Here is a 25,631-nt window from a genome sequence, read left to right as displayed (position 1 = left end):
CGGTCTCAACTCAGTCGAAAAGGATGATAGTCACACCCGCCGGTTCCCTGCAATATTTCATTGCTGTTGCAGCTTAATGATTAAACAGCGTTTTCTCTTTCGGTGAAGAACAAAGGCGGTAATGATGGTCAAACATTTCTCCTCACAACGCGTGGGTAACTATCTGGTCACGGCTATCAGTGATGGCACTATGAAAGCCAGCCTTACGCTGCTCTCCGGCATTGATATCCCCAGCGCAGAGTCAATTCAAGCGCAATCGGGTATCGATGTGCCGGGTGATATTCATATTTACTGTTATCTGATTCGCGGTGAAGGACGCACGATCTTGATTGATAGCGGCATGGGCGCCGTCAATCATATTGGCGGGGAATTGCAGCCTAATCTGTTAGCGCTGGGTGTTAACCCCGACGCCATTGATACTCTGTTGCTCACGCATTGCCATCCCGATCATATTGGCGGATTACTAACAGCCAACGGTCAACCCGCCTTTGTTAATGCGCAACTTTATCTCTCTACGGCTGAAGCGGCATTTTGGCGGGATGATGACAAGCTTGAAACAGCCAACGAACGCACTCAGAGAAATGCCTTGCTGGTGCGTCGTACGCTCGAGGCCTATCGGCCCAGCCTGCACCTGATTGAGCAGAATAATATCACTGCGGATATCCAGGCTATCAGTCTGCCAGGCCATACGCCGGGGCATACCGGATATCTGATTGATTCCGACAATGAACGTCTACTGATCTGGGGCGATATTGTGCATTACCCGCATATCCAGTTAGCTCGACCAGACGTTTCCATTTCCTTTGATAACGATCCGGCACTGGCTGAAACCACGCGCAAAGCGATTATCGAACAGGTATCAAGGGACAAAACGCGGGTAGCAGGCATGCACTTTGGCGCATCCGCATTTGGCTATATTGAGGGTGATGTGCGCTCCGGCTATCTGTTGCGGCCAAAAACGGATTAAGACGCTGAGCTGTGAAAGTCGTTGACGGTGCCACGCGTCAGACCATCCTGCGTGATCGCCGTAAGAAATGCGTCCAGCAGCCCGGGGAAGCGTGCGTCCAGGTCGTCACGACGCAGTGACAAGAGGTTTTCACGGCCTGAAGGTTTCTGCCAGATGACGCCACTGTCGCGCAGCACGCGCCAGTGATGCGTTAGAGTGGATTTGGACACGCCCTTCAGAAGCGATCCACACGTGTGCTCACCCCCCTCCGCCAGGATAGCGACCACACTCATACGGAGGGGATTGCCGAGCGCGGCCAATACATTTTCCAGACGGATTTCATCGCGCTGCGGGTGATTTTCCAGCATAGGCTGCCTCATGATAGTTCGTATAAACACGAAGTATCGGGCAGCGGATGCGGGATGTACAGCGCGGCAGCACGCCGCGCTCAACGCCTACTGACTGATGGTCTGTTTCAACGCGGCAATCGATGAGGTGACGCCCGCTTCTACCGACATGGTGAGATCTTCCATTTCCAGTGAGACCCAGTCGTTGTAGCCCATCATACGGACCACCGAGAAGAACTCCTTCCACCACTGCAAATCCTGGCCGCAGCCCACAGCAACGTAGTTCCAGGCGCGGTTTGCTACATCCTCCACCGGTTTGGTTTCCAGCAGACCGTTGATATTGACCAGACCCCGTTCCATCCGCACATCTTTACCATGGCAGTGATGAATCGCCGGCCCCAGCGCCCGAGCTGCGGCAATCGGATCGGCGCCCATCCACAGTAAATGGCTGGGATCAAGGTTCAGCCCTACCATGTCGCCCACCGCATTGCGCAGCCGGAACAGGGTCTCTGGATTCCACACCAGCATGGAGCTGAAGTTCTCCAGCGCAAACTTCTCTACCCCAGTTAGCTTCGCACGCACCACCAGCCCTTGCCAGTAAGGGATCGCCACTTCATTCCATTGATAGTCGAGGCAGTTTTTCAATGTTGGCGGCCAGCTCACGGTATAGGTGATCCAGTTGGGAATGGTGTCATGCGGGCTGGCAGGCGGTAACCCACTCATCATGACTATTTTCTTCACCCCCAACTCACCCGCTAACGCCAGGGCATTTTCGGTATCGCGTTGATGCTTTTGACCAAGTTCACCGGGATCCAGCGGATTACCCGATACATTCAGAGCGGCAATTGACATCCCGCGGCTTTCCAGTGCTTTCAACAGGTTCTGGCGCTGTGTGGCACTGCCCAGTAACGCTTCTGTCGGCAAATGTGGCGCAGAGGACCAGCCACCCGTCGTCATTTCAACGCCGTAAACACCCAGTTCCAGCAGTTTGTCCAGCATTTGCTCAAACGGCAGATGCCCCAGGCTGTCGGTACAAAAAGAGAGTTTCATGGCAGTCCTTATTGGTAGTTGACCCAGGTCGCGCCGTTGTCGGCGGAACGAACACAGTTTTCAATCCAGCGCACGCCTTCCAGCCCGGCATTAATGTCGGGATAGATCAGGTTATCAAGCGTGTGCTGATCGCCACGCTGGGTGGCACTGATAGCGATGGCGAATTTGAGGTAGATGTTGGCCCAGGACTCGGCCAGGCCTTCAGTATGCAATGCACCCAGACGCTCATCCGCCAGCGCACTTTCATGCAAATACGGCATACCGTGATGCATCAGTTGATTTGGCTGGCCCTGCACTTCGTATTTCAATTCGCCCGGGTTGTAATCACTCCACTCCAGACTGGCGCGTGAACCGATAATGCGGATACTTTGGCTGTCCATTGAACCGGCGTTGATCGATGAAGCCCACATGCGCCCTACCGCCCCGTTGTCGTAATGCATCAGCACCATCGCGTTATCTTCCAGCGGTGCGCGTGAGGGAATAAAGCTTTGGCGATCGCACAGCAGCGATTTGACTTTCAGCTGCGGCAGCACCAGCTGCGAGATGTAGAAGGTGTGAGTGGAGATATCGCCCAGTACAAACGAGGGACCGGCGATTTTTGGATCGACACGCCATTTCTGTGCTTCGCTAAATTTATCGGCACTGTCATTGGCGCTGAAGCCGTGGGTATATTGCAGCTCCACCATACGCACTTCGCCGATCTCGCCGTTGGCGATCATGGCTCGCATCTGCATCAACAATGGATGGCCGGAGAAGCCGTATGTCACGCCGACGATGAGCTTTTTCGCCTCTGCCAGCGCTTTAATCTCCTGCGCTTCCGCGCTGGTGAAGAACAGCGGTTTTTCACAAATCACATGAATACCGGCATTCAGCGCCGCTTTCGTGATCTCATAATGGGTGCCATTGGGGGTGGCGATTGATACCACTTCCACCCCATCGTCACGCTTTGCCTCTTCCTCAAGCAATTGCTGGTAGTTGTCATAACAACGTTCCGGCGTAAGTCCAAGATTGACGCCAAATTCGCGCCCACGTGTAGCATCAATATCAAAGGCGCTGGCTACCATCTGGTAGGCGGTATTGTCACGCAAGGCACCGGACCGATGTTTATAACCCACCTGACTCAGGCGGCCGCCACCGATCATTGCCCAGCGGAGCGGGCGTGGAATGCGTTTTTCACCATTTAACATAGTCACTCCTGTTTTTGCACCCGGGTGCAAATTAGATTGAGGGTAGATGTTCTTATCTGTTACTGCTGATTCTTGTTATTTATTCACGCACTGGAATCCATTGCACTGCACGTACTGCCGTACTTCACGAGATGCTACCGAGTGCAAATCGCATCAGAATCGGGCATAAAAAGGATTATTCTTGTGCTTACAAGCGCTGAATGTCAGCGATGCCGACTTTTTAGTCAATCTGGCAACATGCAATTCAGCGAAGAAGATCACAAAAACCGTTAAATTTGCACCCGAATGCAAAACTCATTGCAATCGGGTGCAAAGATCAAACATAATCGTAACATCATAAAAACAGGGTTATTCGATGTCATTTGCCCCATTTGCCTGCGCTTAGGTGTTTATTTTCAGTTGGCTTTCACGTTCAATGCAGGGGACTCCGCCTTTTTATCCCTACGCAGGTGCTATGAATAAACCAACAAAGAAGCCCCACAAAGCCACAGCAAGTGATGTCGCACGACTTGCCGGCGTCTCAAAATGGACCGTATCCCGCGCTTTCACGCCCGGTGCATCCATCTCTGACAAGGCGCGTGAACAGATATTGAAAATCGCGGTGGAGCTGGGCTATCGCCCTAACCTGCTGGCGCGCAGCCTGTCGCAGAAGAAAACGCACATTATCGGCGTGGTGATCGATGAGATGAAGAATCCTCACTCGATGCTGATGCTCGACATGGTCACGCGTCAGTTGCAACAGCGCGGCTATATGGCGTTGTTGCTGAATATTGGTAGCGGAAAAAATTACAGCGCCGTGCTGACGCTCGCCGATCAGTTGCAAGTGGATGGGCTGCTGTTTCTCGGCACCGTGTTAACCGACGAACTGATTAGCGTGGCGCGCGAGATGCATCAGATTCCGCTGGTGCAGGTGTGTCGAAACAATGACGAGCCCGATATCGATGTGGTGAACGTTGACGGTTTACGCGCGGGTAAACAGCTGGGCGAACTGTTGCTGGCACAGGGCTACACCCGTATCGGATATATGATGGGACCGGAAACCAGCAGCCATCATACCCAACGCCTGGAAGGCCTGCAGCTGGCACTTCAGGAGGCTGGATTGACGCTGGAATTACTGCTCACTGCAGGCGAGTACTCTCGTGAGCGGAGTTATGAAGTGCTGAGTGATTATCTCAACGCGCACGCCCCTCAGCAGCGGGTTGACGCCCTGTTTTGTGAGAACGACATTTTGGCACTCGGCGCATTGACGGCGCTTAAAGAGCATGCAGGCAACCGTTTTATGGCGGTGGTGGGTTTTGATGATATCGATGAAGCCAGTTTGTCCAGCTGGCAACTGACCACGTTTAGCCAGCGATTGGATTTAATTGTCAATGAAGCCCTCAACCGCTTGATTGACGGAAAGGCCACTCCAGGTGGTGTTTGGTCTCAGGGAGAATTGCGCTTACGACGCTCTCACCTGAAACCCTGAGGTAACAAGGAGGAGAGATGAAGTTGTCACTGCATGGTGTTTCTGTCTGGTACAGCAATGCCGTCACTCAGTTACGCATCGCCCACGAAACAGGCTACAGCGGACTGGAGATTCTGCCTGAACATCTGTATCGCTATCTGGATAACGGCGGTAGTTACGCAAAATATCGTGATCTGCTGGCGAAGTATCAGATTGAGATCACCTGCATTAATGCTTTGAAGCGGATGGGTCGTTTCCAGCCAGAAGAACGTGCCGCCCTGCTGCGTGAAGCGGAGAAAGTGGTGCAGGCGGCCGTGGAACTGCGCTGCCCGGTGGTGCAAATTATGGCGTTAACCGAATTAGATCATCTGCCAGACGCCGCACGTGACGCCATCTTGCTGGAAAACCTCTGCGCCATCGCCGATATCGGCAAGCCACATGGCATTAAATTCCAGATAGAAGTGGTGGCCTTCACTGCCTTCAATTCACTGCAACACGCGCTGGATCTGATTAAACAGAGTGGCAAAGATAACCTTGGCGTGGTGGTCGATTTCTGGCACCTGCACGCCGGCGGTGGCACCACACCGGATGAAGTGGCGCGCATGGACAAGGATTTGATCTACGGTGTGCATTTCTGTGATGGTCGCGCCGCCTATCCGGGCGAAGCCTGGGACGAATGGGTCCAGCGCAATTACGCGCCCGGTGAGGGAGATGTTGATATTCCAGCCTGGGTGGCGGCAGTGAAAGCCACGGGATACAACGGCGTATGGTCACCGGAATTATTGAGCCCGCGCAACTGGGAAGATGATCTCTGGGATATTGCCCGTCACAGCATCGACGACATGAAAAAATATATTTATTAAAAATAAAGGAGGCCCGAATAACGGGTTTTCCGTGAAGACATTTGGCAATGGCGGTAAAAATCCAGCCTACGGAATCGCGTGTTGATTAACAACACGCGCATAACGTCTTTCAATACTTTCTGAGAAATCATAATAACGAACATGGATTCGTCGTGGACGGCTGCGCGCTAATTAACGTGTGGCCGGTCTATGTCTGAATGTCCGGAACGTCGTGCTCTGTCAATATTAATCTGCCGTGTCCATCAGACGATGGAATGATTAAGGGAAAGAAGTATGAACCGAAGAGAAGCGCTCTTTTCGCTGAGCGGTATTGTCGCCTCACTTGCCGTGGCACCGCAACTCCGCGCCAAAGAGCTGCACAATGTGCCGCTGGAAACCCAGCTCAGTGCCGACCATTTGCCACAGCCAGCGTGGCAAGACGGTTACCAGGTGCTCACCAACCCACTGGATCGCCAGAATCTACAAGCCATTTTTGATCGTTTAATCCCGGCCGATAAGCTAGGGCCTTCAGCTACTGAAGCGGGCTGCATTGAGTTCCTCGATAATCAGTTAGCGGGAGATTACGGTTCAGGAGCCGCGCTTTATTTGCAAGCTCCACTGCATCCTGAAAACGAAGAAAAAATTATGGGCAGCCCTCAATTTCTCTCCGCACCAAAGGAACGTTATTTAACAGGTTTAAAAGCGCTGGAAAACTGGGCACAAAAAAAATATCAATCCTCCTTCCATGCGTTAAATGCTGAGCAGGTTGATGATTTCCTCACAAAAATGGAAGACGGGAAAATCGATTTGGGGGCACAGGTGAATAGCCAGGCCTTCTTTGAATTAATGCTACAGAACGCCCGGGAAGGTTATTTAGCCGATCCGATTTACGGCGGTAATAAAAACATGGTGGGCTGGAAGATGATTGGTTTTCCTGGTGCCCGCTATGACTACCGCCTTTATATCGAACGCCGCAATGAAAACCTGGCGCTTATTCCTGTCAGTCTGATCCCAAACGATTAATACCCCGGAGCTGAGTCAATGTCATTAGAGAGAAATAAGGCTGACGTGGTGATCGTTGGTATGGGTTGGGCCGGTTCGGTGATGGCGGAAGAGTTAACCCGCGCCGGGCTAAATGTGGTCGGTATCGAACGTGGCGCGTGGCGAGACACTTCTACCGATTTCCCAGTGGCGATTGATGCCGATGAACTGCGTTTCCACACGCGCCGCAAAATTTTACAGCCGATGAGTGTCGAAACCACCACGTTCCGCAACCGCAGCGACCAACTTGCCGCACCGGTGCGCAACTGGTCCGCGTATCAGTTTGGCTGGAACGTGGGCGGAGCAGGCACGCACTGGGCAGGCATGTCCTGGCGCTTCACACCGTGGGATTTTGAAGTCGCGACACAGACGCGTGAGCGTTACGGCGCGAAAAAGATGGCTGGCTTACAGTTGCAGGACTGGGGCGTGACCTATGACGAAATGGAACCTTTCTACGATCGCTTCGAGCGCATCGCTGGCACCTCGGGCTACGCCGGAAATCTGAACGGTGAAAAACGCACGGGCGGCAACGTCTTTGAGGGCGCACGCAAACGGGATTACCCAACGCCACCGCTCAAAGATACCCATTGGATGAGCAAATATCGCAAGACCACCGAGAACATGGGTTATCACCCCTTCACGGTACCCGCTGGCAACCTGTCTCAAGCTTATGTTAACCCATTAGGCGTTAGCATGGGGCCATGCACCTATTGCGGTTTCTGCGATTTCCACGGCTGCGGTAACCTCTCCAAATCGTCGCCACAGGCCTGTATTTTACCGGTGTTGATGCGCCGTCCAAACTTCACCTTGCTGACGGATACAGAAGTCCTGCATGCCGTGAAGCATGAAGATGGCAAAACCGTGAAAGGCGTGAAATTTGTCACTCAGGATGGCGTGGAAGGTTTCCAGCCTGCCGATGTCGTCTGCTTCACCGCTTACCAGATGGATAACGTGCGCCTGATGCTGCTCTCCGGCGTCGGTGAGAAATACGATCCGCTCACCGGCCGTGGCACCATTGGTCGCAACTACAACTATCAGACGTGTTCAAGCGTGACCGGTTTCTTTGATAACGAATACATGAACCCGTTTATCGGCGGCGGTGCTTTAGCCGTGCAGATCGATGATTTTAACGGTGACAACTTCGATCATAGCGACCTCGATTTTATTGGTGGCGCGGGGATTATGGGCTTCTCCACCAATGGCCGTCCGATTCAAAACATGAACGGCCTGCGTCCCGGCACCAAACGCTGGGGAAGCGAATGGAAGGCCGGTTATGCGCGTGATTACCAAACGGCGGGCACCATCTTCTGTCAGGGCACGTCGATGCCAATGCGTGAAGCTTACCTCGATCTCGATCCCAACTATAAAGACCGCCACGGCCAACCCCTCCTCCGCCTGACATTCGACTGGAACCAAAATGATCAGCGTATGGCGAAATTTGTTACCGATCGCGCGATCAACATCATGAAAGAAGTCGGCGGTCAGCACATTGTGGTCGATAACCAAGCCGAGAAAAGCTGGAACCCTTACATGCAGCACAGCTCGCACACCATTGGCGGCGCAGTCATGGGTGCCGATCCGAGTACTTCCGCGCTCAACACTTACTTGCAAAGCTGGGATGCGCATAATTTGTTTGTGGTCGGTGCCTCGGCCTTCCCCAACAATGGCGGCTACAACCCAACAGTCACCGTGGGTGCGTTGGCGGTGCGTGCGGCGCAAGCTATCCACCAGAAGTACATCAATAATCCGGCACCGCTGGTGGGAGCATAATCATGGCGAAGGCAAAGAAAATTACCTATACCCTCGCGGCGTTGGCCGTGGTCGCCGTCATTGGCGTGACCGGCAGAATGTGGGTGGTGATGGACAGCTCACGTTCAAATGTGGCTAATGATAAGGTCAGGTTAGCCGATTTCCACAGCAGTGATGCAGATGCCATTAAACGTGGCGAATATGTGATGCGCCTGGCGGATTGCGCGGCGTGCCACAAGGCGGACTTTTCCGGCGGCTACAAGATCGACACCCCATTTGGTGCACTGCAAACCTCCAACATTTCACCCGATCGTGAAACCGGCATCGGCAACATGACAGAGCACGATTTCTTTAATGCGGTCCGTCAGGGACGCGGCGAACACGGCTTCCTTTATCCTGCGATGCCTTACACCGCTTATACGCAGATGAGCGATGCCGACATGCACGATCTCTGGGCCTATTTCTCTGTGCAGAAGCCAGTGAAAAATGCCATCGACGAAAACGCAGGCATGAACTTCCCGTATAACATTCGTCTGGCGATGGCGGGTTGGAACCTGTTGTTCTTCGATAACAGTGCGTTCAAGCCTCAGAGTGCGCAGAATGATGCCTGGAACCGTGGTAAGTACATCGTTGACGGCCCCGCGCACTGTAGTGTGTGCCACACCGCACGTAATGCGTTAGGAGGAGAGATCAGCAGCCAGTATCTGCAAGGTGGCAACTTAGGGACATGGTATGCACCTGATATCTCGCCGAATCCTCATGCTGGCATCGGAAAATGGAGCGATGAGCAGATCGCGGAATACCTGAAAACCGGCTCCAACGGGGAGAGTGTTGCGGCCGGTCCGATGGCAGAAGCGGTTGAGCACTCAACGCAATATTTCAATGATCAGGACCTGAAAGCCATTGCCACCTATTTGCGCAGCCTGCCCGCTTCTGCAAAGGCTAAGCCAACTGCATTTGTGATGGATAAGACGAAACACGATCAGGCGGCACTGCGCTATGAGGTGGACTGCTCAGCCTGCCATGGCTTGTCGGGAGAAGGTATCACGGGTATGGTGCCGGCTTTTGCGGGTAACACCGCGATGCAGAATGATCCCACCAATATGATCCATGCGCTGTTGGATGGGGCGCGAGCGCCGCACACCGAAGGACGCCCAACGTCTGCCGGCATGCCTGCCTTCTCATGGAAATTGAACGATCAAGAGATGGCAGATGTGCTCAACTACGTGCGCAATTCATGGGGCAACGAGGCTGCCGAGGTGAAAGCCAGCGATGTTGCCACGCTGCGCAAAGCCACGGATGCGGGAGATAAGCTGAAAGTACCGGCAGCGAAATAACGGCTTCTCGTCAGTCATCAACGCGCCGCTATTCCTTTCTGTGCAAAGAATAGCGGCGCAATCTCTGAAGTGAATTCCGAAAATTGGACACCATGCCAACGAGTAGGGGGTTCAACAATGAGCAGTCGTAAGCATTCACCGGAATTTAAAAAACAGGCCGCTCTGTATCACTCCCCTCATCCAACAACCATTAACATTTTCGCTAAACCGGCTTTCCAGTTTTGTGCTCGATGACGTCTCATTGCGCCGGAATTAGCGCAGCAGTTGGTTGATTCCCCACAGCGCTAAAGCATGATCGTCTTCAGAAGGTAAGCCACTGATGCTGACTGCACCAATGATCGCGCCCTGCGGGCTGAGCAGCGGGAAGGAGCCACCGTGATCGGTGTAATCTTCCTGACGAATGTTGCGCTGCTGCGCCATACGTTCGCCCTTCTGCTCATTAGCGAACCCTACGTACATCGAAGAGTGGCCGGTCAACAGCACCGTGTTGCGTTTACGGCGCATCCACTCCAGATTTTCAGGCGCGGAACCGGGTAACGCCGCCAGAAACAGCACCTGCCCAAAAGCATAAACTTCGATACCAATTGGCGCATTCATTTCGCGGCCACGCTGTTGAATGCCTTGACCAATTTGCCAGGCCAAATCGAAATCAAACTGCGGTAAACGGTGCTCAGCTTCCTGCTGTAGCAGGGTTTCTAATGAAGGCAGTACTGACATTGATAGGATCCTCTCAAAATGAAATTTATTTTCCACTTTTTATAACATGGAATATATTTTTCGCATGTGATGAAGATCGCAGTTCAGTTGGGGTCAACCTGAATCACGCGACACCATGGTAAACCCCATATCAATAATCAGATTTTCCACCGTCTGATGTTGCAGGCGCTTTAACAATTGCTCTGCAGCAAGTTCACCCATGCGGTGTCGGTCAATGCGGACCGTCGAAATCGCCGGATAATTTGCCGCTGCGAAATCCAGGTCGCCAAAACCAATCACCGCCAGCTGCTGCGGAATGCTTAAACCACGCGCCTGCGCCGCCATCAATGCGCCCTGCGCCAGCGTGTCTGAACTGCACACCAGCACATCGACATCTGGATGTTGCTCCAGCAATTGTGAACTGGCTTCGCGACCGCGTGCCATTAGCGCCGGGAGTTGAACGGGCACATCAGCCAGTGGTTCTATATCCAATGACGTTAACGCATCCAGCAAGCCCTGTTTACGCTGCAATGCGCGGCGGTCATCTGTCCATATCAGACCCGGCTTTTGATAACCGCGCTCGGCAAGGTAAGCGGCAACGCGCGCGCCGATTTTCTCATGAGAAAAACCCACCAGCATATCGATAGGGGTGGGCGTCATATCCCAGATTTCGACTACCGGGACATTGGCTTGTAACAACACTTTTTTCAGCTGCACGCTGTGATGAATTCCGGTGAGCACGATGCCATCCGGGCGGCGAGACAACAGCGTGGCTACGGTTTCCGCTTCTGTTTCCGCTTCATAACCAGTGACACACAACAGCATGTGATAGCCCTGCGCACTCAGGCTGTCATTCAGGCTCTGAATGGTGTCCACGAACATGTTGTTATTGATTTGCGGCACCACAACGGCAATCAGTCGACTACGATTGCTCGCCAGACTGCCCGCTTGCGCGTTGGGAATGTAGCCGGTGGCGCTGATTGCCGCTTTGACTTTGGCGACAGTCGCCGCTCGAACCAGATGCGGGGAATTGAGCGCACGACTCACCGTCATCGGCGATATTCCCGCGACGCGGGCGACATCTTCCAGCGTAGGGGCAGCATTGCGCTCGGGGTTGCGTAGTTTCATGGCGGCTCAGGGTAGAAGCAGATAGCGCTAGCATAGCAGGCCGCCCTATCAAAGCCAGCGCAAAACGCTGAGAATGTTAGGGCTATCATTTAAATCCCCGAATTGTCCATTCTGTGATCTTCTCTGCATTAAAGCTCAACGTTATTGGCGCATAGTCTTCTCCGATTCAAAATGTTAGCGCAATCATTTAAAGGGGAACATCATGTCGAGTGTGAATTCCAGTGCCGTAAGCTATGCCAAAACAACCGGAGCCGGGAACGCTGCTGAGAGCGGTGATCGCATCGCTTGGGTGAATTTATCGTTGGCGTTTTTGCCGTTGGCGACGCCGGTGAGCGATGCCAAAGTGCTGACCGGACGCCAGAAACCGCTGACAGAAGTGGCGATCATCGTGGCGGAGATCGAAACGCGTGACGGTTTCCAGGGCATTGGTTTTAGCTATTCCAAACGCGCGGGCGGCCAGGGCATTTACGCCCATGCTTGTGAAATTGCCGATGCGCTGATTGGTGAAGATCCCAATGACATCGACAAGATTTACACCAAACTGCTGTGGGCAGGCGCGTCGGTGGGCCGCAGCGGCATGGCGGTGCAGGCGATTTCACCGTTTGATATTGCGCTGTGGGATATGAAAGCGCGGCGCGCCCAATTACCCCTGGCGAAGCTGCTCGGCGCGCATCGTGATTCCGTGCAGTGCTACAACACTTCGGGCGGATTCCTGCATACGCCGCTTGATCAGGTGATCAAGAATGTGGCGATCTCGCGTGAAAATGGCATTGGCGGCATCAAACTCAAAGTCGGCCAACCTAACACTGCTGAAGACTTGCGTCGCCTCACCGCGGTGCGTCAGACGCTGGGCGATGATTTCCCGCTCATGGTGGACGCGAACCAGCAGTGGGATCGCGAAACAGCGATTCGCATGGGACGTAAGATGGAGCAGTTCAATCTGGTGTGGATTGAAGAACCGCTGGATGCCTACGACGTAGAAGGTCACGCCGCACTGACTGCCGCGCTGGACACGCCGATTGCCACCGGTGAGATGCTCACCAGTTTCCGTGAACATGAGCAGCTCATTCTTGGCAACGCCAGCGACTTTGTGCAGCCGGATGCGCCGCGCGTCGGCGGTATTACGCCATTCCTGCAGATAATGGATTTAGCGGCGCGCCACGGACGTAAACTGGCACCACATTTCGCGATGGAGATTCACATTCATCTCGCCGCCGCCTATCCCATCGAACCCTGGCTGGAGCATTTTGAATGGCTCAACCCGTTGTTCAATGAGCAGTTAGAACTGCGTGACGGCCGCATGTTGATCTCCGATCGTCACGGCCTCGGCTTCAGTCTTAGCGAACAGGCGCGCCGCTGGACCACGCTGACACACAGCGTGGGTAAACGTCCTTAGTGTGTCTTTGCACTGGCGTGACCGCTGAGCTGAGCCTTAGCCAGCGTGCGCGCCAGAATCGAAGAGTACAGCGGTTTGCCGCCAAAGAACTGTGCAGCAAGGGTTGCACCCAGGCAGGTGATGATCATCGGCAGAATCAACTGGTAGTTGTTGGTCATTTCCAACACCAGCACGATGCCGGTTAAAGGCGCGCGCACCGAAGCGGCAAACAGTGCGCCCATGCCAGCCACGGCAAAGGTCGCGGCCTCCAGTTGATAACCGGGGAACCAGTGAATACACAGTTGACCGAAACAGGTACCCAGCAAGGTGCCCAGGGTGAGCATCGGCGCAAAGATCCCGCCCGGCGCGCCTGAAGAGAAGCAGCAAATTGTCACTAACGTCCGCAGGGCGAACAGGCCGAACAAGGCCAGCGCGCTGTAACTTCCCGCAGAGAAATCGGGAATCAGTGTAATTCCGCCGCTCACCGCAGCAGGCAGAAACAGGCCAAGCACACCACACAATCCCGCCAGCAGGCTGCCCCACATTACCCAGGCGGCAGTGCGGCCTTGATGTAATCGTTGAAACTGATCCTGCGCGAGAAATATCAGGCGGTTAAACGCCACACCGCAGCCGCCAAACAGGATGCCGAGCAACAAATAGAGCCAAAGCGTGTTGGTAGGCGCATCGCGCAACTGGCCGATGTTGATGATGGCTTCATTCCCATTACACAAACGAAATACGATGCTGGAAACGATCACGCCGACAAACACCGCTTTGATTGAAATCAGGCTGTAGCGAAACTGCGGACGCATCTCTTCGATAATAAACAGGATGCCTGCCAGCGGCGCATTGAAAGCCGCCGATAACCCCGCCGCTGCCCCGGTGGCGATCAAGGTATGCCGGGATTCAGACGACTTAACGCGGAACAGATCCAGACACATACCGCCAATATTGCCGCCGATCTGCACGGTTGGGCCTTCGCGCCCCAACACCATGCCTGAGCCCAGCGCTCCCATACCGCCAAGAAACTTCACCGGCAGCACGCGCCACCAGCGCACCGGACGCAGCTCTTCCAGCGCCCCTTCGATTTCGGGAATGCCTGAACCACCCGCTTCCGGCGCGAATCGCCGCACCAGATAATAACCAATGGCCCCCAATACAGCGGAAACCAGAAAAGCACACAGGACCTTAAAAAGGGGATGAGTGGCAGCGTTTTCCAGCCAGTTCAGGCGCGAATGCAGGATGAAATTCACCGCGCGGTCAAAGGCCACGCCGACCAAACCGGTAAGCACACCGACCAGTGCGGCGAGCAGCAATAAAGCCACGGGTGTTTTATCGCGGCGCAGCAGCTTTTGCAGCAGCATAAAGCGCCCGGCGCGCATCGTATTCTCAGGCTGAGTGGCATTTTGCGAAACAGACATGCAGATCCTCAATTACATCAGCGCCGCATCTCCCGCGACGAAAAACCGTCAGCATAGCTAACTCAGGCGATCGCGTAACGCAATCATTGGCAACAGAATTTTACGGTTGGCTGGGCAGCTCTCCGTAATGCACCGCCAGCCATACCGTAGGGCCCTGGCTATCCGTCCAGCAAACGCGATGGCGGCAGCCTGCAGGAATATCGATGAAATCGCCGGGTAACAGTGTGCGCGCTTCGCTTTCGCCTTCCAACTGCAATCCAGCCGAGCCCTGTAAAATCATCACCCATTCACCTTGCGTCTGGCTGTACCAAAAATCGGGCGGACTGGCTTGCCCGGTTGAAACGATACGTTCAATCAGGAGATTGGGTTGTGATAGCAGTGCTTCGAAGGTTTCAGCGCTGCCGGTTTGAGCCGCTGACGGAAAATCACGCAACAGATTGGTCAACATAATGTGAGCCCGATGTTTTTGCTGGATTTATGCACTGTAACGCAGGCTTCACCCGGAAGGCTCACAGAATTTTACGTCGCCCGTTGACGAATTAGGGGCAAATCACCATGATCCTGGCCGTGAAGATCATGCGGTCTCTACTACCGCACTTCGATTGCCATTCTCTTGATTGCGCAGCTGATAGCGGCTTCATGACTGCAGATACGCGCTATGAAACAATCCGCAAACGTATTTGAAACGGAAAAACAAGAAAATTGGAGCCATCTGGTGTCAGAACTCACGAATGGATTGCTGGAAGAAATTGTCGCTGAAGTCCGTCCTTTAACGCGACAGGGCAAGGTGGCGGACTACATTCCCGCATTGGCCGGTGTCGATGCCGATCAGCTCGGCATCGCCATTGTCACACCCGATGGTCAGCGCTTTCAGGCTGGCGATGCTTCCACGCGTTTTTCCATTCAGTCGATCTCCAAAGTGCTATCACTCACGGTCGCGTTGACGCTGTATGACGATGCCGAGATCTGGCAGCGTGTGGGTAAGGAACCCTCCGGTCAGGCGTTTAACTCGCTGGTGCAGTTGGAGCTGGAACAGGGCAAACCCCGCAATCCCTTCATTAACGCTGGTGCGCTGGTGATGTGTGACTTGCTGGAGAGTCGTTTAACTGCCCCGCGCCAGCGCATGCTGGAGATTGTGCGCCGCCTGGCTCAGCAAAGCGACATCAACTATGACCGTGTGGTTGCGCGCTCTGAATACGAGCATTCGGCTCGCAATGCCGCGATTGCCTGGCTGATGAAATCATTTGGCAATTTCCACAATGATGTCAGCAAAGTGATGGAAACCTATTTCCACTACTGCTCACTCTCCATGAGCTGTGAAGAGCTGGCGCGCACCTTTCTCTATCTCGCTAACCAGGGACGCAGTCAGCATGATGAGTGGGCCGTGATCTCACCGCGTCAGGCACGCCAGGTCAATGCGCTGATGATGACCAGCGGCATGTATGACGGTGCTGGCGAGTTCGCCTGGCGTGTGGGAATGCCCGCGAAGTCGGGCGTAGGTGGCGGCATTGTCGCGGTCATCCCCGGTGAGATGTGTATCGCGGTATGGTCGCCGGCGCTGGATCACTCCGGTAACTCTCTGGCGGGCACCGCGCTGCTGGAGAAACTCACCGAGCGACTGGGCCGCTCGATTTTTTAAGCGCTTAGCTCACCACATGCGTTGGATTGCCCTGAGCAAATCCCTCGAGATTAGCTTCAATACCCCGCAACAGATTGTTCACTCCCTGCTGGCTGGCCCAGGCGATGTGTGGTGTCAGCAGCAGGTTAGGAATTTCCGGTTGCAACAGCGGATGATCGGCTGCCGGTGGTTCACTGCTGAGCACATCCAGCGCTGCACCGGCAATCACACCCTGACGCAGCGCGTGGGCCAGTTCCGTTTCATTGATCAGTCCACCGCGTGCAGTGTTGATTAGCCAGGCTGACGGCTTCATCTGCGCCAGCGCCTGCAAATCGATTAACTGCTGAGTTTGCGGCGTCAGCGGGCAATGCAAGCTCAACACATCACTACGCGCCAGCACCTCTTCAAACGGAACATAACCAGCGCGCGGCGCTGAACTGCCTTTGCGGTCCGCGTAGAGTACCGTCATGCTGAGCGCTTCTGCCATCGCACCCACCGCGCTGCCGATGTCGCCTTTGCCGACAATCCCTAAGGTCGCACCGTAAATGTCCTGAATCGGCTGGCGATGCACACAAAAATGCGACGATGCAGGCCAGGCCGCGCGCGTGCTGTTGGCGTAATCCACCAGATGGCGGCGCAGGGCGAATAAGGCGGCAATCACGCCTTCGGAGACGCTTCGCGTGGAGTAGCCGGGCACATTACTGACCATAATGCCGCGTTCACGACATGCATCCAAATCGATACAGTCGTAACCCGTTGCCGCGACACAGATGTAGCGCAGATCCGGCAACTGTTTCAGTGTTTCCGCGCGCAGCGGCACTTTGTTGGTGATGGCAATCTGCGCGCCCTTTAAGGCAGAAATAATGTCGTGCTGTGCCGTTGTTCCACGAAAATCCCATTCCGTACACCACTCCGGGCGTGTCGGCGGTGTAGGCAGCGTATCACCATCCAGCATCACTATTTTCATCGCTTCTCCGTTTACATGTTTCCGCACTGTTCTCATCAGGTTGCATTTAGGTTAACAAATACGGCGCGTAAAGTGACTTTTTTCAAAAGGTGCGAATTTTTTCTAAATTAGCCTGAGTTTCTGTAACCCTTCTGCGGCAATGGCGTTACACTTCGGCCTCATTTGTTGAATCATTTCGTCGCCGCCATGACCTTTTCACATCAACTTCGCCAGCGCCTGACTGCCTGTATCGCCATCCTGGCGGTGCTGCTGCTGTTTGTCGCGCCGATCGTATCGAAGTCGTTGATGGAACGGCAAAGCCGCATGATGGATATGCCATCCCACGGCATGACGTCTGAAATGTCGATACATCATCACGAAATGATGATGGATATGGCGATGCCGGGCATGGACCATCACATGATGGAAGACGGTGAATTCGCCTGCGGCTACTGTGACTTGCTGGTGCATGTGCCGTTGATGATGTGGGTGTTCATCCCGTTCATCTGGCTGATGATGGTGATTTCTCGCGCCCCACCGCTGCCGCCTCTGCAAGCTCCGGTGATCCGACGCTTTAGCCCGACACACCGTCCGCGCGCGCCGCCTGCTGTTCTCTCCTGCTGATAACATCATTAACGACGCTCCTTTTTGCGTCACGGCATTCTCTAACCGGAAGGAAGACGGCTTTGTCTGCTGCTCACTCTGCAGCACCGCGTGGTGCGGTGCTTAATCTACTTCGTCGCTTACATTTTTATATTGGCCTGTTTGTCGCGCCCTTTATTTTTGTCGCGGCACTCAGCGGCACGCTCTATGTGCTGACGCCACAACTGGAAAACGTCATCTACTCCGATGCGTTAACGGCACAACCCAATGGCCCTGCTCAGCCACTGTCTGCGCAAATCAGCGCGGCACGCGCCTACGCAGGTGAGAAACAGCACATTTACGCTGTGCGGCCTGCGCCAGGCGCAACGGATACCACTCGCGTACAGTTCAGCGATGCCTCACTGGGTGCTTCGCAGTCTCGCGCGGTGTTTATCGATCCTTATAGCCTGAAAGTTAAAGGCGATATGACGGTGTACGGCACCAGCGGTGTACTGCCGTTGCGTACCACGCTTGATCTGCTGCACAGCAGTCTGCTGTTGGGTGATTTTGGCCGCAACTACAGCGAGCTCGCGGCGTCCTGGTTGTGGGTGGCCGCACTGGGCGGCGTGGTGCTGTGGCTGGGCACGCGCCCGAAACGTAAGCTGAAAGCCGCGCACCAGGGATTCGCCTTTAGCCGTCACTGGCATATCACGCTGGGTCTGACGCTGGTGCTGGGATTGGTATTCTTCTCCGCCACCGGTTTAACCTGGTCGCAGTGGGCGGGTAATAATATTGACCGCTGGCGTACGGAGTTGAACTGGCTGACACCACAGGTCAACACCTCACTTAGTGGCGATACGGCGCCCGCCGATCCTCATGCTGACCATCACAGCATGCCAGGCATGCCTGATATGGATATGCCGAATATGGACATGTCCAGTATGTCGATGTCATCAATGGCAAAACCGGTTGCGCAGCCCGCGAAGCCGATGCCCAACAACCAGCCGGACAGTGACTGGGATCGCGTACTCAGCGCCGCCCGTCAGGATGGATTGAGCGCCAGTAAGCTGGAGTTACGTCAGCCGAAAAGCGCGGACAAAGCATGGGCAGTAACCGAAATCGATCGAAGCTGGCCGACACGGGTTGATGCGGTTTCCGTGAATCCGCAAGACTTCACGATTGTTGATCACGTCTATTTCGCCCAGTTCCCACTGGTGGCAAAACTGACGCGCTGGGGCGTGGATGCGCATATGGGCGTGCTGTTTGGCTTGCCTAACCAACTGTTGCTGGCGTTCTTTGGACTCGGTTTATGCACGATGATCGTGCTGGGTTATCGCATGTGGTGGGCTCGCCGTCCGCAACAGGCGGAAGCCAGCCCGGCGAAAACGTTGACGGAGACCTGGCTTGCTATACCGCACTACATTAAAGGCACCTGCCTGATGGTGGCGTTGGCGCTGGGTTATGCGCTGCCGGTGATGGGGGTGAGTTTGCTGGCATTTCTGCTGATTGACGTTTTGCGCTGGCGTAAACAGCAACGTGTTCCGATGACCGAAGCGGAGATTCTGGCGTCGCAGCAGTCTCCGCTTGGCATTATTCGCGCTCGCTTTACGGTGAAGCGCAAGGAGATGCGTAACTTCCTGCGCGGCGTTTGCATTCTGGCGGTGATTGTCGTTTCGGTGATGAGCAATGCGATTATTGGCGGAGTGATCGATCAATACGGTATCCCGTTTAGCCACTGGTCATTAACGATGTACATCACGCAGGGGTTGATGATTGCCTTATACAGCGCAGTGTTCACCGCACTGATGTCGATTCCGTTGTGGTATTTCTTCCTGGGCGAAAGCGATCCACAAGGTAAATAAGGGTTGGTGCGCAAGGATGCGCACCTCATCTCGTCAGCGAGACTTAAAAATCCGCTTTGAGTACCACGCGATAATGGGCTTTTCCCGCTCTCACATGTTCTAACGCGGCATTGACCTGCGACATCGGAAATTCCTCCACCTGTGGAGCGATATCCACGCGGGCGGCTAACTTGAGCAAGGTACGTAACTGAGCGGGAGAACCGGTTGAAGATCCGGTTAGCGCACGATCGCCAACAATCAAACTGAACGCCGGAACCTCAAACGGCTTCATCACCGCGCCCACCGTGTGGAACTTGCCTTGTCGCGCCAGTGCCTGGTAGTAGGGCTTCCAGTCTAAATCCACGGCAACGGTGCTGATGATCAGATCAAACTGACCAGTTAATGCATTCAGGGCTTCCGCATCGCGGCTGTTTACCACCCGATTGGCACCCATCGCCAGAATCGAATCGGTTTTGCTGGCGTGGGAACTGAAAGCAGTGACTTCCGCGCCCATCGCACGCAGCAGCTTAATCGCCATGTGCCCTAGTCCACCAATTCCAATCACGCCCACACGACTGGTGGCATTGATGTTGTGCATCAGCAGCGGTTTGAACACGGTGATGCCACCACACAGCAACGGACCTGCAGATGCCAGATCCAGCGTCTCAGGCAACGGGATCACCCATTGCCAGTTGGCGCGCAGATGGCTGGCAAAACCGCCGTGGTTATTGATGGTGGAGACTTTGCCATTTTCGCAGTTCACCTGATCGCCTGCGATGCAGGCATCACAGTGATGGCAGCTTTTTGCCGTCCAGCCGATACCGACGCGTTGCCCGATGCTGAGCCCTTTGTTTTGCGCCGCCTCTCCCAGCGCCGCCACGCGACCAATCACTTCATGTCCGGCAATCAACGGATAACGTGAACCGCCCCACTCGTTATCGATCATCGACAAGTCGGAATGGCACACGCCGCAGTAATCGACTTCAACCTGTACGTCTTCCGCTGCCAGCGGGCCGGCATCATATTCATAAGGCACTAACGCCTCACCCGCTTGCAGAGCGGCATAGCTGGAAATCTTCATCGCTGTCCTCGGAGTTTTGCTCGATAGAGCATCAGAGTAGCAAAGTGATGAGCAATATAATGCTGAATAATCAGGTTATTAGTAAGGGGAATGCTGTTTGGAAGGACGATGCAGCTTAAGAATGGAGGGGCGATGAATCGGTGCGCACGATGCGCACCGCAAGACTCAATGTCGGCATGGCTGCACTGCAACGTAAAGTCGGACCCTCATCTGACATTGAAGTTGCAAGGGCATGGCTGCCGACCCTATCACCATGTTAGAAATCCGCTTTCAGCACTACGCGGTAATTCGCTTTACCGGCGCGGACATGATCCAGCGCGTCGTTGATTTTCGACATCGGGAACGCTTCTACCGTTGGCGCAACGTCAGCACGCGATGCCAGTTTCATTAACGAACGCAACTGGCCCGGAGAACCGGTGGATGATCCTGTCACGGCACGGTCACCCATGATCAGGCTGAAAGCCGGAACTTCAAAGGGCTTCATCACGGCACCCACGGTGTGGAATTTACCGTGCGGTGCCAGCGCCTGGAAGTACGGTTGCCAGTCCAAATCAACCGCAACGGTGCTGATGATCAGATCAAACTGGCCTGCCAGCGCGTTCAATGCTTGCGGATCACGGCTGTTCACCACGCGATCCGCACCCATCGCCAGGATAGATTCCGTTTTACTGGCGTTGGAGCTGAACGCAGTCACTTCCGCACCCATCGCACGCAACAGTTTGATAGCCATGTGGCCAAGGCCACCGATGCCGATCACGCCCACACGACTGGTGGCATTGATGTTGTGCATCAGCAGCGGTTTGAACACGGTGATACCGCCGCACAGCAGTGGGCCGGCAGTGGTAATATCCATTGACTCTGGCAGCGGGATTACCCATTGCCAGTCAGCACGCAGATGGCTGGCGAAGCCGCCTTTGTTCATGATGGTGGGCACTGAACCGTTTTCGCAGTTAACCTGCTCGCCGTTGATGCAGGCATTACAGTGCTGGCAACTTTTCGCTGTCCAGCCGATTCCCACGCGCTGACCAACTTTCAGCCCTTTATTCTGTGCGGCTTCACCTAACGCACTGATGCGGCCAATCACTTCATGGCCCGCGATCACCGGGAAGGCTGAGATGCCCCACTCGTTATCAATCATCGACAGGTCAGAGTGGCAAACGCCACAGTAATCGACCTCAACCTGTACCTCTTCAGCTGCCAGCGGACCGGCCTCATACTCAAAAGGCACCAGCGCTTCGCCTGCGTTCATCGCGGCATAACTTTTGATTTTCATTACTGTCCTCTGTTTCAGCGTTTTGACGCTCTAGTTTAGCAGAGCGTACGCCAGGATTATGACGATAAATCAAACGATTATCCGCGATTCGTCAGAAAAGCATTTAGGGTTAAAGCGGATCGTGATTCAGTGGGCTGCGAAAAGCATGCCTCGCTGCTTCAATCAGTTGGCTGGCGGTGATTGTCGGCGGTAAACGCATCAGCACCTTGCTCGCTTGCCAATAGCACAGCACCATCTCTTCATCTGTTTCGCTTTCGGCCATCTCACGTAGCCGTCTGCGCAGGCTGACCACATCCAACGTTTGCTGCTCATCCACCATCTCCGCAATGGTCTGATTGATCACCTGATGGATGATTTTCCAGGATATTTCGGCAAACACATTGAACCTCGTTGCTTATCTATTGGCTCCAGGCAAATGAATAAAACGTGCGGCGCTGACCGCACAAAAAGAGAACAAAGCTGGCATAACTATAGCCGTTTATTTTCTGAGCAAATGCCGGAACAGCGGACATTCTTGTAGTTAGCGGATCTATAAAATGATTTTTATTTTGCATCGTGCTGACGACCGCAAATGTCCTTGTAACAAAAAAGCATAAACCTAAGCTGGCTGTCGTCGCCGCGCTTTGCCAAAGTAAGGCAACGTTTAACCTCGCAACAGGGAATGAATATGAGTCAAACCACCGTGTTACACGCCGATCCATTGATCTGGGGCCACGGCCCCAAAGTGTTTGAAGTGTTTCTTGAACCCACCTGTCCGTTCTCAGTCCGTGCCTTTAATAAACTGGATGCGCTGCTGGCATTGGTGGGGGAAGATAAGATGACGCTAAAGATTCGGCTGCAATCCCAGCCGTGGCATATGTATTCCGGGCTGATCGTTCGTTACATCCTTGCCGCTTCCACTTTGCCAGAGGGCAAAGCCGCTGCAAAACGCGTGCTGCAGGCGGTCGCCGATCATCGTGAAGAGTTTGAGTTCACCGATCACAGTCATGGGCCGAACATGGACGCCACACCGCACCAAATTCTTGCTCGTTTGCAACAATACAGCGGTATCGATGCCCATGCGCCGTTCCTGCGCGCCGAGCTGCAAAATGAAATCAAGTGGCACTGCAAGTATTCGCGCCAGAACGGTATTCACGTCTCACCCACCTTTATCACCAACGGGCTGGTGCAGTTGGATATGGGTAGCGGTGATGATATTGCATCCTGGGCTCAGCGCATTCTCGCCTGATGTCGTCAGCCCGCTCCGGCGGGCTATCCCCATATTTCGCAACAGATTTCAGCTTGCACTGATTGCACAATTTCCGATAATCGTTATCTACCTAATTATATAGCGAGAAAGGGAATGCAAGTCAGATATCTCACAGCATTGATGTTAACCGCCGCCGCGGGCGTCAGCCTGCAAGCACAAGCCAGTACCGATATTCGCGTAACTTATGCTGGTTCGATGGGAAAAGTGATGGACCAGTCTTTAGGTCCAGCCTTTGCCAAACAGAACGACGGGAAATATGAAGGGCAAGGCCAGGGCGCATACGGCATGGCTCGACTGCTCGCGAGTAAGAAAATCACCGCTGACGTGTTCGTTTCCATCACGCCGGGCCCGATGCAGATTTTGAAAGATGCAGGATTGATTGATGATGCCGTACCGGTTGCCAGCACCAGCATGGTGGTGGCGTACAGCCCGAAAGGCAAATTTGCCCAGCAGTTCGCACAGGCTAAAGGCGCAGATGCCAGTTGGCTGAAAGTGCTGGCCACGCCGGGAATTAAATTCGGTCGCACCGATCCGATTAACGATCCAAAAGGCCAGAACATTATCTTTACCCTGCTGCTGGCTGAGAAGTATTACAAGCAGCCTGGCATCGCCGATAAAATTCTCGGTGGCTACCAAAACCCTGCTCAGACCCATCTTGAAGGTGGCCTGCTGGCTCGTCTGGAGAGTGGTCAGGTCGATGCCGCGGCAGGTTATGAGAGTGAAGTGATATCCGCGCATCTGCCTTATGTGGCGCTGCCGGATGAGATCAACCTGAGCAACCCAGACATGGCAAAACAGTGGTATGACACTGTCTGCTTCAGCGTCAAAGACAGCGCTGGCAAAGATAAAGTGCTGCACACTCAACCGCTGGTTTACTACGCAGCCGTGCTGAAAAACGCTCCGCACGGTGCGGCGGCGGGTAAAGCCTTTGTCGATTTCATGCTGAGTAAGCCAGGTCAGGCGCTGTTTAAACAGAATGGCTACGCCGCGCCGAAAGGCGGAGCTGTTTATCAGTAATGAAGACCGGTCACGCCACCGCGCTTTGGTTGTCACTGCCAGCACTGATGTTGCTGGCCGTGCCATTCGTCACCCTGATTGGTGTCACTCAATGGCAGCACATGCACCTTGCCTGGGGCGATGGGAGTGCCATCTCCACCTCTTTGGGATTGGGCGCGATTGCGCTGCTGTTGATCTTTATCAGCGGATTGCCGGTGGCGTGGTGGTTGTCGCAGGCAAAGGGGCGTGCGCGCGCCATTGTGGAACTGTTGGTGATGATTCCATTACTGACGCCTCCGCTGGCAATGGGGATTTTACTGGTGAGCGCTTACGGACCTTATAGTGTTCCGGGGGAATTACTGGGGAAATTTGGCTGGACGCTGGTTAACAATCCTGCCGCGTTTATTCTGGCGCAATGGTACGGCGCACTGCCCTACTTCATTACCACTGCACGTTCCGCTTTTGCGGGCGTTCCGCAGGATATTCTGGATGCCGGTCGTACCTTAGGTGCCTCACCGTGGCAAGGATTTTGGCGTTTGTCGGTTCCGCTGGCCGCGCCGGGTTTGGCCTCTGCAACAGCTTTGGCGTGGGTGCGCGCCATGGGTGAGTTCGGCATTGTCATGATTTTCGCCTATTTCCCTCAGGGCATGCCGGTTCAGCTATATAACAATCTGCAAAATGACGGCGTCGATGCGGTGTACGTACTGCTGTGGTTGCTACTGTTGTTTACCTTACCGGTGCCGCTGCTGTGTTTTGTGGCGTCAAGACGCGTACATTATGGCAGTTCATCAGTAGAGTCATAGCGCGGCAGGGAAACCGATATTCCGTAGCGGGTGTCCTGCAGGACGTGCCCTGGCTATATTGGACAGGCTAATTGAAGTGACACGACAGACAATGTGCTTGATGGGCGCAATATATTGCGCCCATCATGACTTAATCAATCGCTTTCAATGCATCCAGCGCGCAAGCCTCATCAAGATTACCGCCCGGCGCACCACCGACACCAATCGCACCAATCACCTGATTACCACTTTTTACCGGCACGCCACCGGCTAACAGCAGAAAGCCTGGTACGTCACGCATATTCTGCGCGCCTGGATTGTTCTGTGCCGTTTCCATCACTTTGCCACTCAGATTCCTGGTACTCAACGCGGTATAGGCCTTCATACGGCTTGCTTCTACGGTGTGCGGACCGGCATTGTCCATACGCTGTACCGCAGTCACTAAACCTGCGCGATCCACCACTGTCACGGTGACATTGTAATTTTTTGCTGCGCAGGACTGAATAGCTGCGCTGGCCAGTTTTTGCGCCTCAGCCAATGACAGATTGGATTCAGTCACGGCGGCCTGGCTGCCAAAAGAAACAAATGCCGCCGCAGCAGCAATCAAAGAAAGGCGAATAGTCATGTGTCACTCCTGAGTTATGTTAGGTGACACTGTAAAATGAGAGCAGGTTAATAAATATTCGGGTGATCACGC

At 54.3% G+C, this 25,631-nt stretch carries 25 protein-coding genes; 13 read left to right on the top strand and 12 right to left on the bottom strand.

Annotated elements, in window-relative coordinates; genetic code table 11:
• Nucleotides 1-121: 121 nt before the first annotated feature.
• Entirely contained in the window at nucleotides 122-967 is an 846-nt protein-coding gene (locus tag AC1MDE_RS17320) for an MBL fold metallo-hydrolase (protein WP_479415057.1), read from the top strand.
• Here the strand turns inward: AC1MDE_RS17320 and AC1MDE_RS17315 are convergent.
• From AC1MDE_RS17315 to AC1MDE_RS17305, 3 genes are all read right to left on the bottom strand, one after another.
• Complete coding sequence (locus AC1MDE_RS17315; RefSeq protein WP_479400352.1) at nucleotides 964-1,314, bottom strand: ArsR/SmtB family transcription factor; 351 nt, start codon at nucleotides 1,312-1,314, stop codon at nucleotides 964-966. The genes AC1MDE_RS17320 and AC1MDE_RS17315 overlap by 4 nt on opposite strands.
• 87 nt (nucleotides 1,315-1,401) lie before the next feature.
• The gene (locus tag AC1MDE_RS17310; RefSeq protein WP_479400353.1) at nucleotides 1,402-2,343 is read right to left on the bottom strand and encodes a sugar phosphate isomerase/epimerase family protein; all 942 of its coding nucleotides are present in this window, start codon (nucleotides 2,341-2,343) and stop codon (nucleotides 1,402-1,404) included.
• A gap of 8 nt (nucleotides 2,344-2,351) precedes the next feature.
• Nucleotides 2,352-3,530: a Gfo/Idh/MocA family protein gene (locus AC1MDE_RS17305; protein ID WP_480344892.1), complete on the bottom strand. Its 1,179-nt coding sequence runs from the start codon at nucleotides 3,528-3,530 to the stop codon at nucleotides 2,352-2,354.
• Nucleotides 3,531-3,984: 454 nt separating this feature from the next.
• Here AC1MDE_RS17305 and AC1MDE_RS17300 point away from each other — a divergent pair, with 454 nt between their 5' ends.
• The 5 genes from AC1MDE_RS17300 to AC1MDE_RS17280 all read left to right on the top strand — a co-directional run bounded on the left by AC1MDE_RS17300 (nucleotide 3,985) and on the right by AC1MDE_RS17280 (nucleotide 9,946).
• Nucleotides 3,985-4,998, top strand: a complete 1,014-nt coding sequence (locus AC1MDE_RS17300; protein ID WP_058962002.1) for a LacI family DNA-binding transcriptional regulator — start codon at nucleotides 3,985-3,987, stop codon at nucleotides 4,996-4,998.
• 17 nt (nucleotides 4,999-5,015) lie between these two features.
• Nucleotides 5,016-5,840 carry a sugar phosphate isomerase/epimerase family protein gene (locus tag AC1MDE_RS17295; protein WP_058962001.1) on the top strand — a complete coding sequence of 275 codons (825 nt, stop codon included), beginning with the start codon at nucleotides 5,016-5,018 and terminating at the stop codon, nucleotides 5,838-5,840.
• Between the two features lie 363 nt (nucleotides 5,841-6,203).
• Nucleotides 6,204-6,842, top strand: coding sequence for a gluconate 2-dehydrogenase subunit 3 family protein (locus AC1MDE_RS17290; protein ID WP_479400358.1), 639 nt, complete (start codon nucleotides 6,204-6,206; stop codon nucleotides 6,840-6,842).
• Between the two features lie 18 nt (nucleotides 6,843-6,860).
• On the top strand, nucleotides 6,861-8,630 hold the full coding sequence (locus tag AC1MDE_RS17285) for a GMC family oxidoreductase (protein WP_480344891.1): 1,770 nt from the start codon (nucleotides 6,861-6,863) through the stop codon (nucleotides 8,628-8,630).
• Nucleotides 8,631-8,632: 2 nt separating this feature from the next.
• Nucleotides 8,633-9,946, top strand: coding sequence for a c-type cytochrome (locus tag AC1MDE_RS17280; RefSeq protein ID WP_479400361.1), 1,314 nt, complete (start codon nucleotides 8,633-8,635; stop codon nucleotides 9,944-9,946).
• Between the two features lie 252 nt (nucleotides 9,947-10,198).
• Here AC1MDE_RS17280 and AC1MDE_RS17275 read toward each other — a convergent pair whose 3' ends face one another.
• A complete protein-coding gene (locus AC1MDE_RS17275) occupies nucleotides 10,199-10,663 on the bottom strand; it encodes a heme-degrading domain-containing protein (RefSeq protein ID WP_479401821.1) in 465 nt (154 codons plus the stop codon).
• 93 nt (nucleotides 10,664-10,756) lie between these two features.
• On the bottom strand, nucleotides 10,757-11,770 hold the full coding sequence (locus AC1MDE_RS17270; protein WP_480344890.1) for a LacI family DNA-binding transcriptional regulator: 1,014 nt from the start codon (nucleotides 11,768-11,770) through the stop codon (nucleotides 10,757-10,759).
• 199 nt (nucleotides 11,771-11,969) lie between these two features.
• On the opposite strand from AC1MDE_RS17270, the gene AC1MDE_RS17265 reads away from it, so the two are divergent.
• Nucleotides 11,970-13,166, top strand: a complete 1,197-nt coding sequence (locus AC1MDE_RS17265; RefSeq protein WP_153012340.1) for an L-talarate/galactarate dehydratase — start codon at nucleotides 11,970-11,972, stop codon at nucleotides 13,164-13,166.
• Here AC1MDE_RS17265 and clcA read toward each other — a convergent pair.
• Entirely contained in the window at nucleotides 13,163-14,566 is a 1,404-nt protein-coding gene (gene clcA / locus AC1MDE_RS17260; RefSeq protein WP_480344889.1) for a H(+)/Cl(-) exchange transporter ClcA, read from the bottom strand. The two genes, AC1MDE_RS17265 and clcA, sit on opposite strands and share 4 nt — an antisense overlap.
• Before the next feature lie 100 nt (nucleotides 14,567-14,666).
• Nucleotides 14,667-15,014, bottom strand: coding sequence for a cupin domain-containing protein (locus AC1MDE_RS17255; protein WP_058961994.1), 348 nt, complete (start codon nucleotides 15,012-15,014; stop codon nucleotides 14,667-14,669).
• A gap of 264 nt (nucleotides 15,015-15,278) precedes the next feature.
• On the opposite strand from AC1MDE_RS17255, the gene glsB reads away from it, so the two are divergent.
• Entirely contained in the window at nucleotides 15,279-16,205 is a 927-nt protein-coding gene (gene glsB / locus AC1MDE_RS17250) for a glutaminase B (protein ID WP_058962017.1), read from the top strand.
• Between the two features lie 4 nt (nucleotides 16,206-16,209).
• Here glsB and AC1MDE_RS17245 read toward each other — a convergent pair whose 3' ends face one another.
• Complete coding sequence (locus AC1MDE_RS17245; RefSeq protein ID WP_479403250.1) at nucleotides 16,210-17,151, bottom strand: D-2-hydroxyacid dehydrogenase; 942 nt, start codon at nucleotides 17,149-17,151, stop codon at nucleotides 16,210-16,212.
• Between the two features lie 186 nt (nucleotides 17,152-17,337).
• On the opposite strand from AC1MDE_RS17245, the gene AC1MDE_RS17240 reads away from it, so the two are divergent.
• The gene (locus tag AC1MDE_RS17240) at nucleotides 17,338-17,754 is read left to right on the top strand and encodes a DUF2946 domain-containing protein (RefSeq protein ID WP_479403312.1); all 417 of its coding nucleotides are present in this window, start codon (nucleotides 17,338-17,340) and stop codon (nucleotides 17,752-17,754) included.
• A 62-nt stretch (nucleotides 17,755-17,816) separates the two neighbouring features.
• Entirely contained in the window at nucleotides 17,817-19,574 is a 1,758-nt protein-coding gene (locus AC1MDE_RS17235) for a DUF2534 family protein (protein WP_480344888.1), read from the top strand.
• A 43-nt stretch (nucleotides 19,575-19,617) separates the two neighbouring features.
• Here the strand turns inward: AC1MDE_RS17235 and ahr (AC1MDE_RS17230) are convergent, their stop codons facing one another.
• From ahr (AC1MDE_RS17230) to AC1MDE_RS17220, 3 genes are all read right to left on the bottom strand, one after another.
• Nucleotides 19,618-20,634, bottom strand: a complete 1,017-nt coding sequence (gene ahr, locus AC1MDE_RS17230) for an NADPH-dependent aldehyde reductase Ahr (RefSeq protein WP_479403252.1) — start codon at nucleotides 20,632-20,634, stop codon at nucleotides 19,618-19,620.
• Nucleotides 20,635-20,890: 256 nt separating this feature from the next.
• Nucleotides 20,891-21,907, bottom strand: a complete 1,017-nt coding sequence (ahr, locus tag AC1MDE_RS17225) for an NADPH-dependent aldehyde reductase Ahr (protein WP_034830227.1) — start codon at nucleotides 21,905-21,907, stop codon at nucleotides 20,891-20,893.
• Nucleotides 21,908-22,016: 109 nt separating this feature from the next.
• Entirely contained in the window at nucleotides 22,017-22,286 is a 270-nt protein-coding gene (locus tag AC1MDE_RS17220) for a hypothetical protein (RefSeq protein WP_045813827.1), read from the bottom strand.
• A 288-nt stretch (nucleotides 22,287-22,574) separates the two neighbouring features.
• Here AC1MDE_RS17220 and AC1MDE_RS17215 point away from each other — a divergent pair, with 288 nt between their 5' ends.
• The 3 genes from AC1MDE_RS17215 to AC1MDE_RS17205 all read left to right on the top strand — a co-directional run bounded on the left by AC1MDE_RS17215 (nucleotide 22,575) and on the right by AC1MDE_RS17205 (nucleotide 24,955).
• The gene (locus AC1MDE_RS17215; RefSeq protein ID WP_479415053.1) at nucleotides 22,575-23,135 is read left to right on the top strand and encodes a thioredoxin; all 561 of its coding nucleotides are present in this window, start codon (nucleotides 22,575-22,577) and stop codon (nucleotides 23,133-23,135) included.
• Between the two features lie 114 nt (nucleotides 23,136-23,249).
• Nucleotides 23,250-24,173, top strand: a complete 924-nt coding sequence (locus AC1MDE_RS17210; protein ID WP_479403254.1) for an extracellular solute-binding protein — start codon at nucleotides 23,250-23,252, stop codon at nucleotides 24,171-24,173.
• The gene (locus AC1MDE_RS17205) at nucleotides 24,173-24,955 is read left to right on the top strand and encodes a molybdate ABC transporter permease subunit (RefSeq protein WP_160866986.1); all 783 of its coding nucleotides are present in this window, start codon (nucleotides 24,173-24,175) and stop codon (nucleotides 24,953-24,955) included. The genes AC1MDE_RS17210 and AC1MDE_RS17205 overlap by 1 nt, the downstream gene beginning before the upstream one ends.
• 130 nt (nucleotides 24,956-25,085) lie before the next feature.
• Here AC1MDE_RS17205 and AC1MDE_RS17200 read toward each other — a convergent pair whose 3' ends face one another.
• Nucleotides 25,086-25,559 carry a GlcG/HbpS family heme-binding protein gene (locus AC1MDE_RS17200; protein ID WP_034830213.1) on the bottom strand — a complete coding sequence of 158 codons (474 nt, stop codon included), beginning with the start codon at nucleotides 25,557-25,559 and terminating at the stop codon, nucleotides 25,086-25,088.
• Nucleotides 25,560-25,631 lie beyond the last annotated feature (72 nt).

It is taken from the genome of Pantoea folii, assembly GCF_056678875.1.
This window is presented reverse-complemented; position numbering and strand designations above follow the sequence as displayed.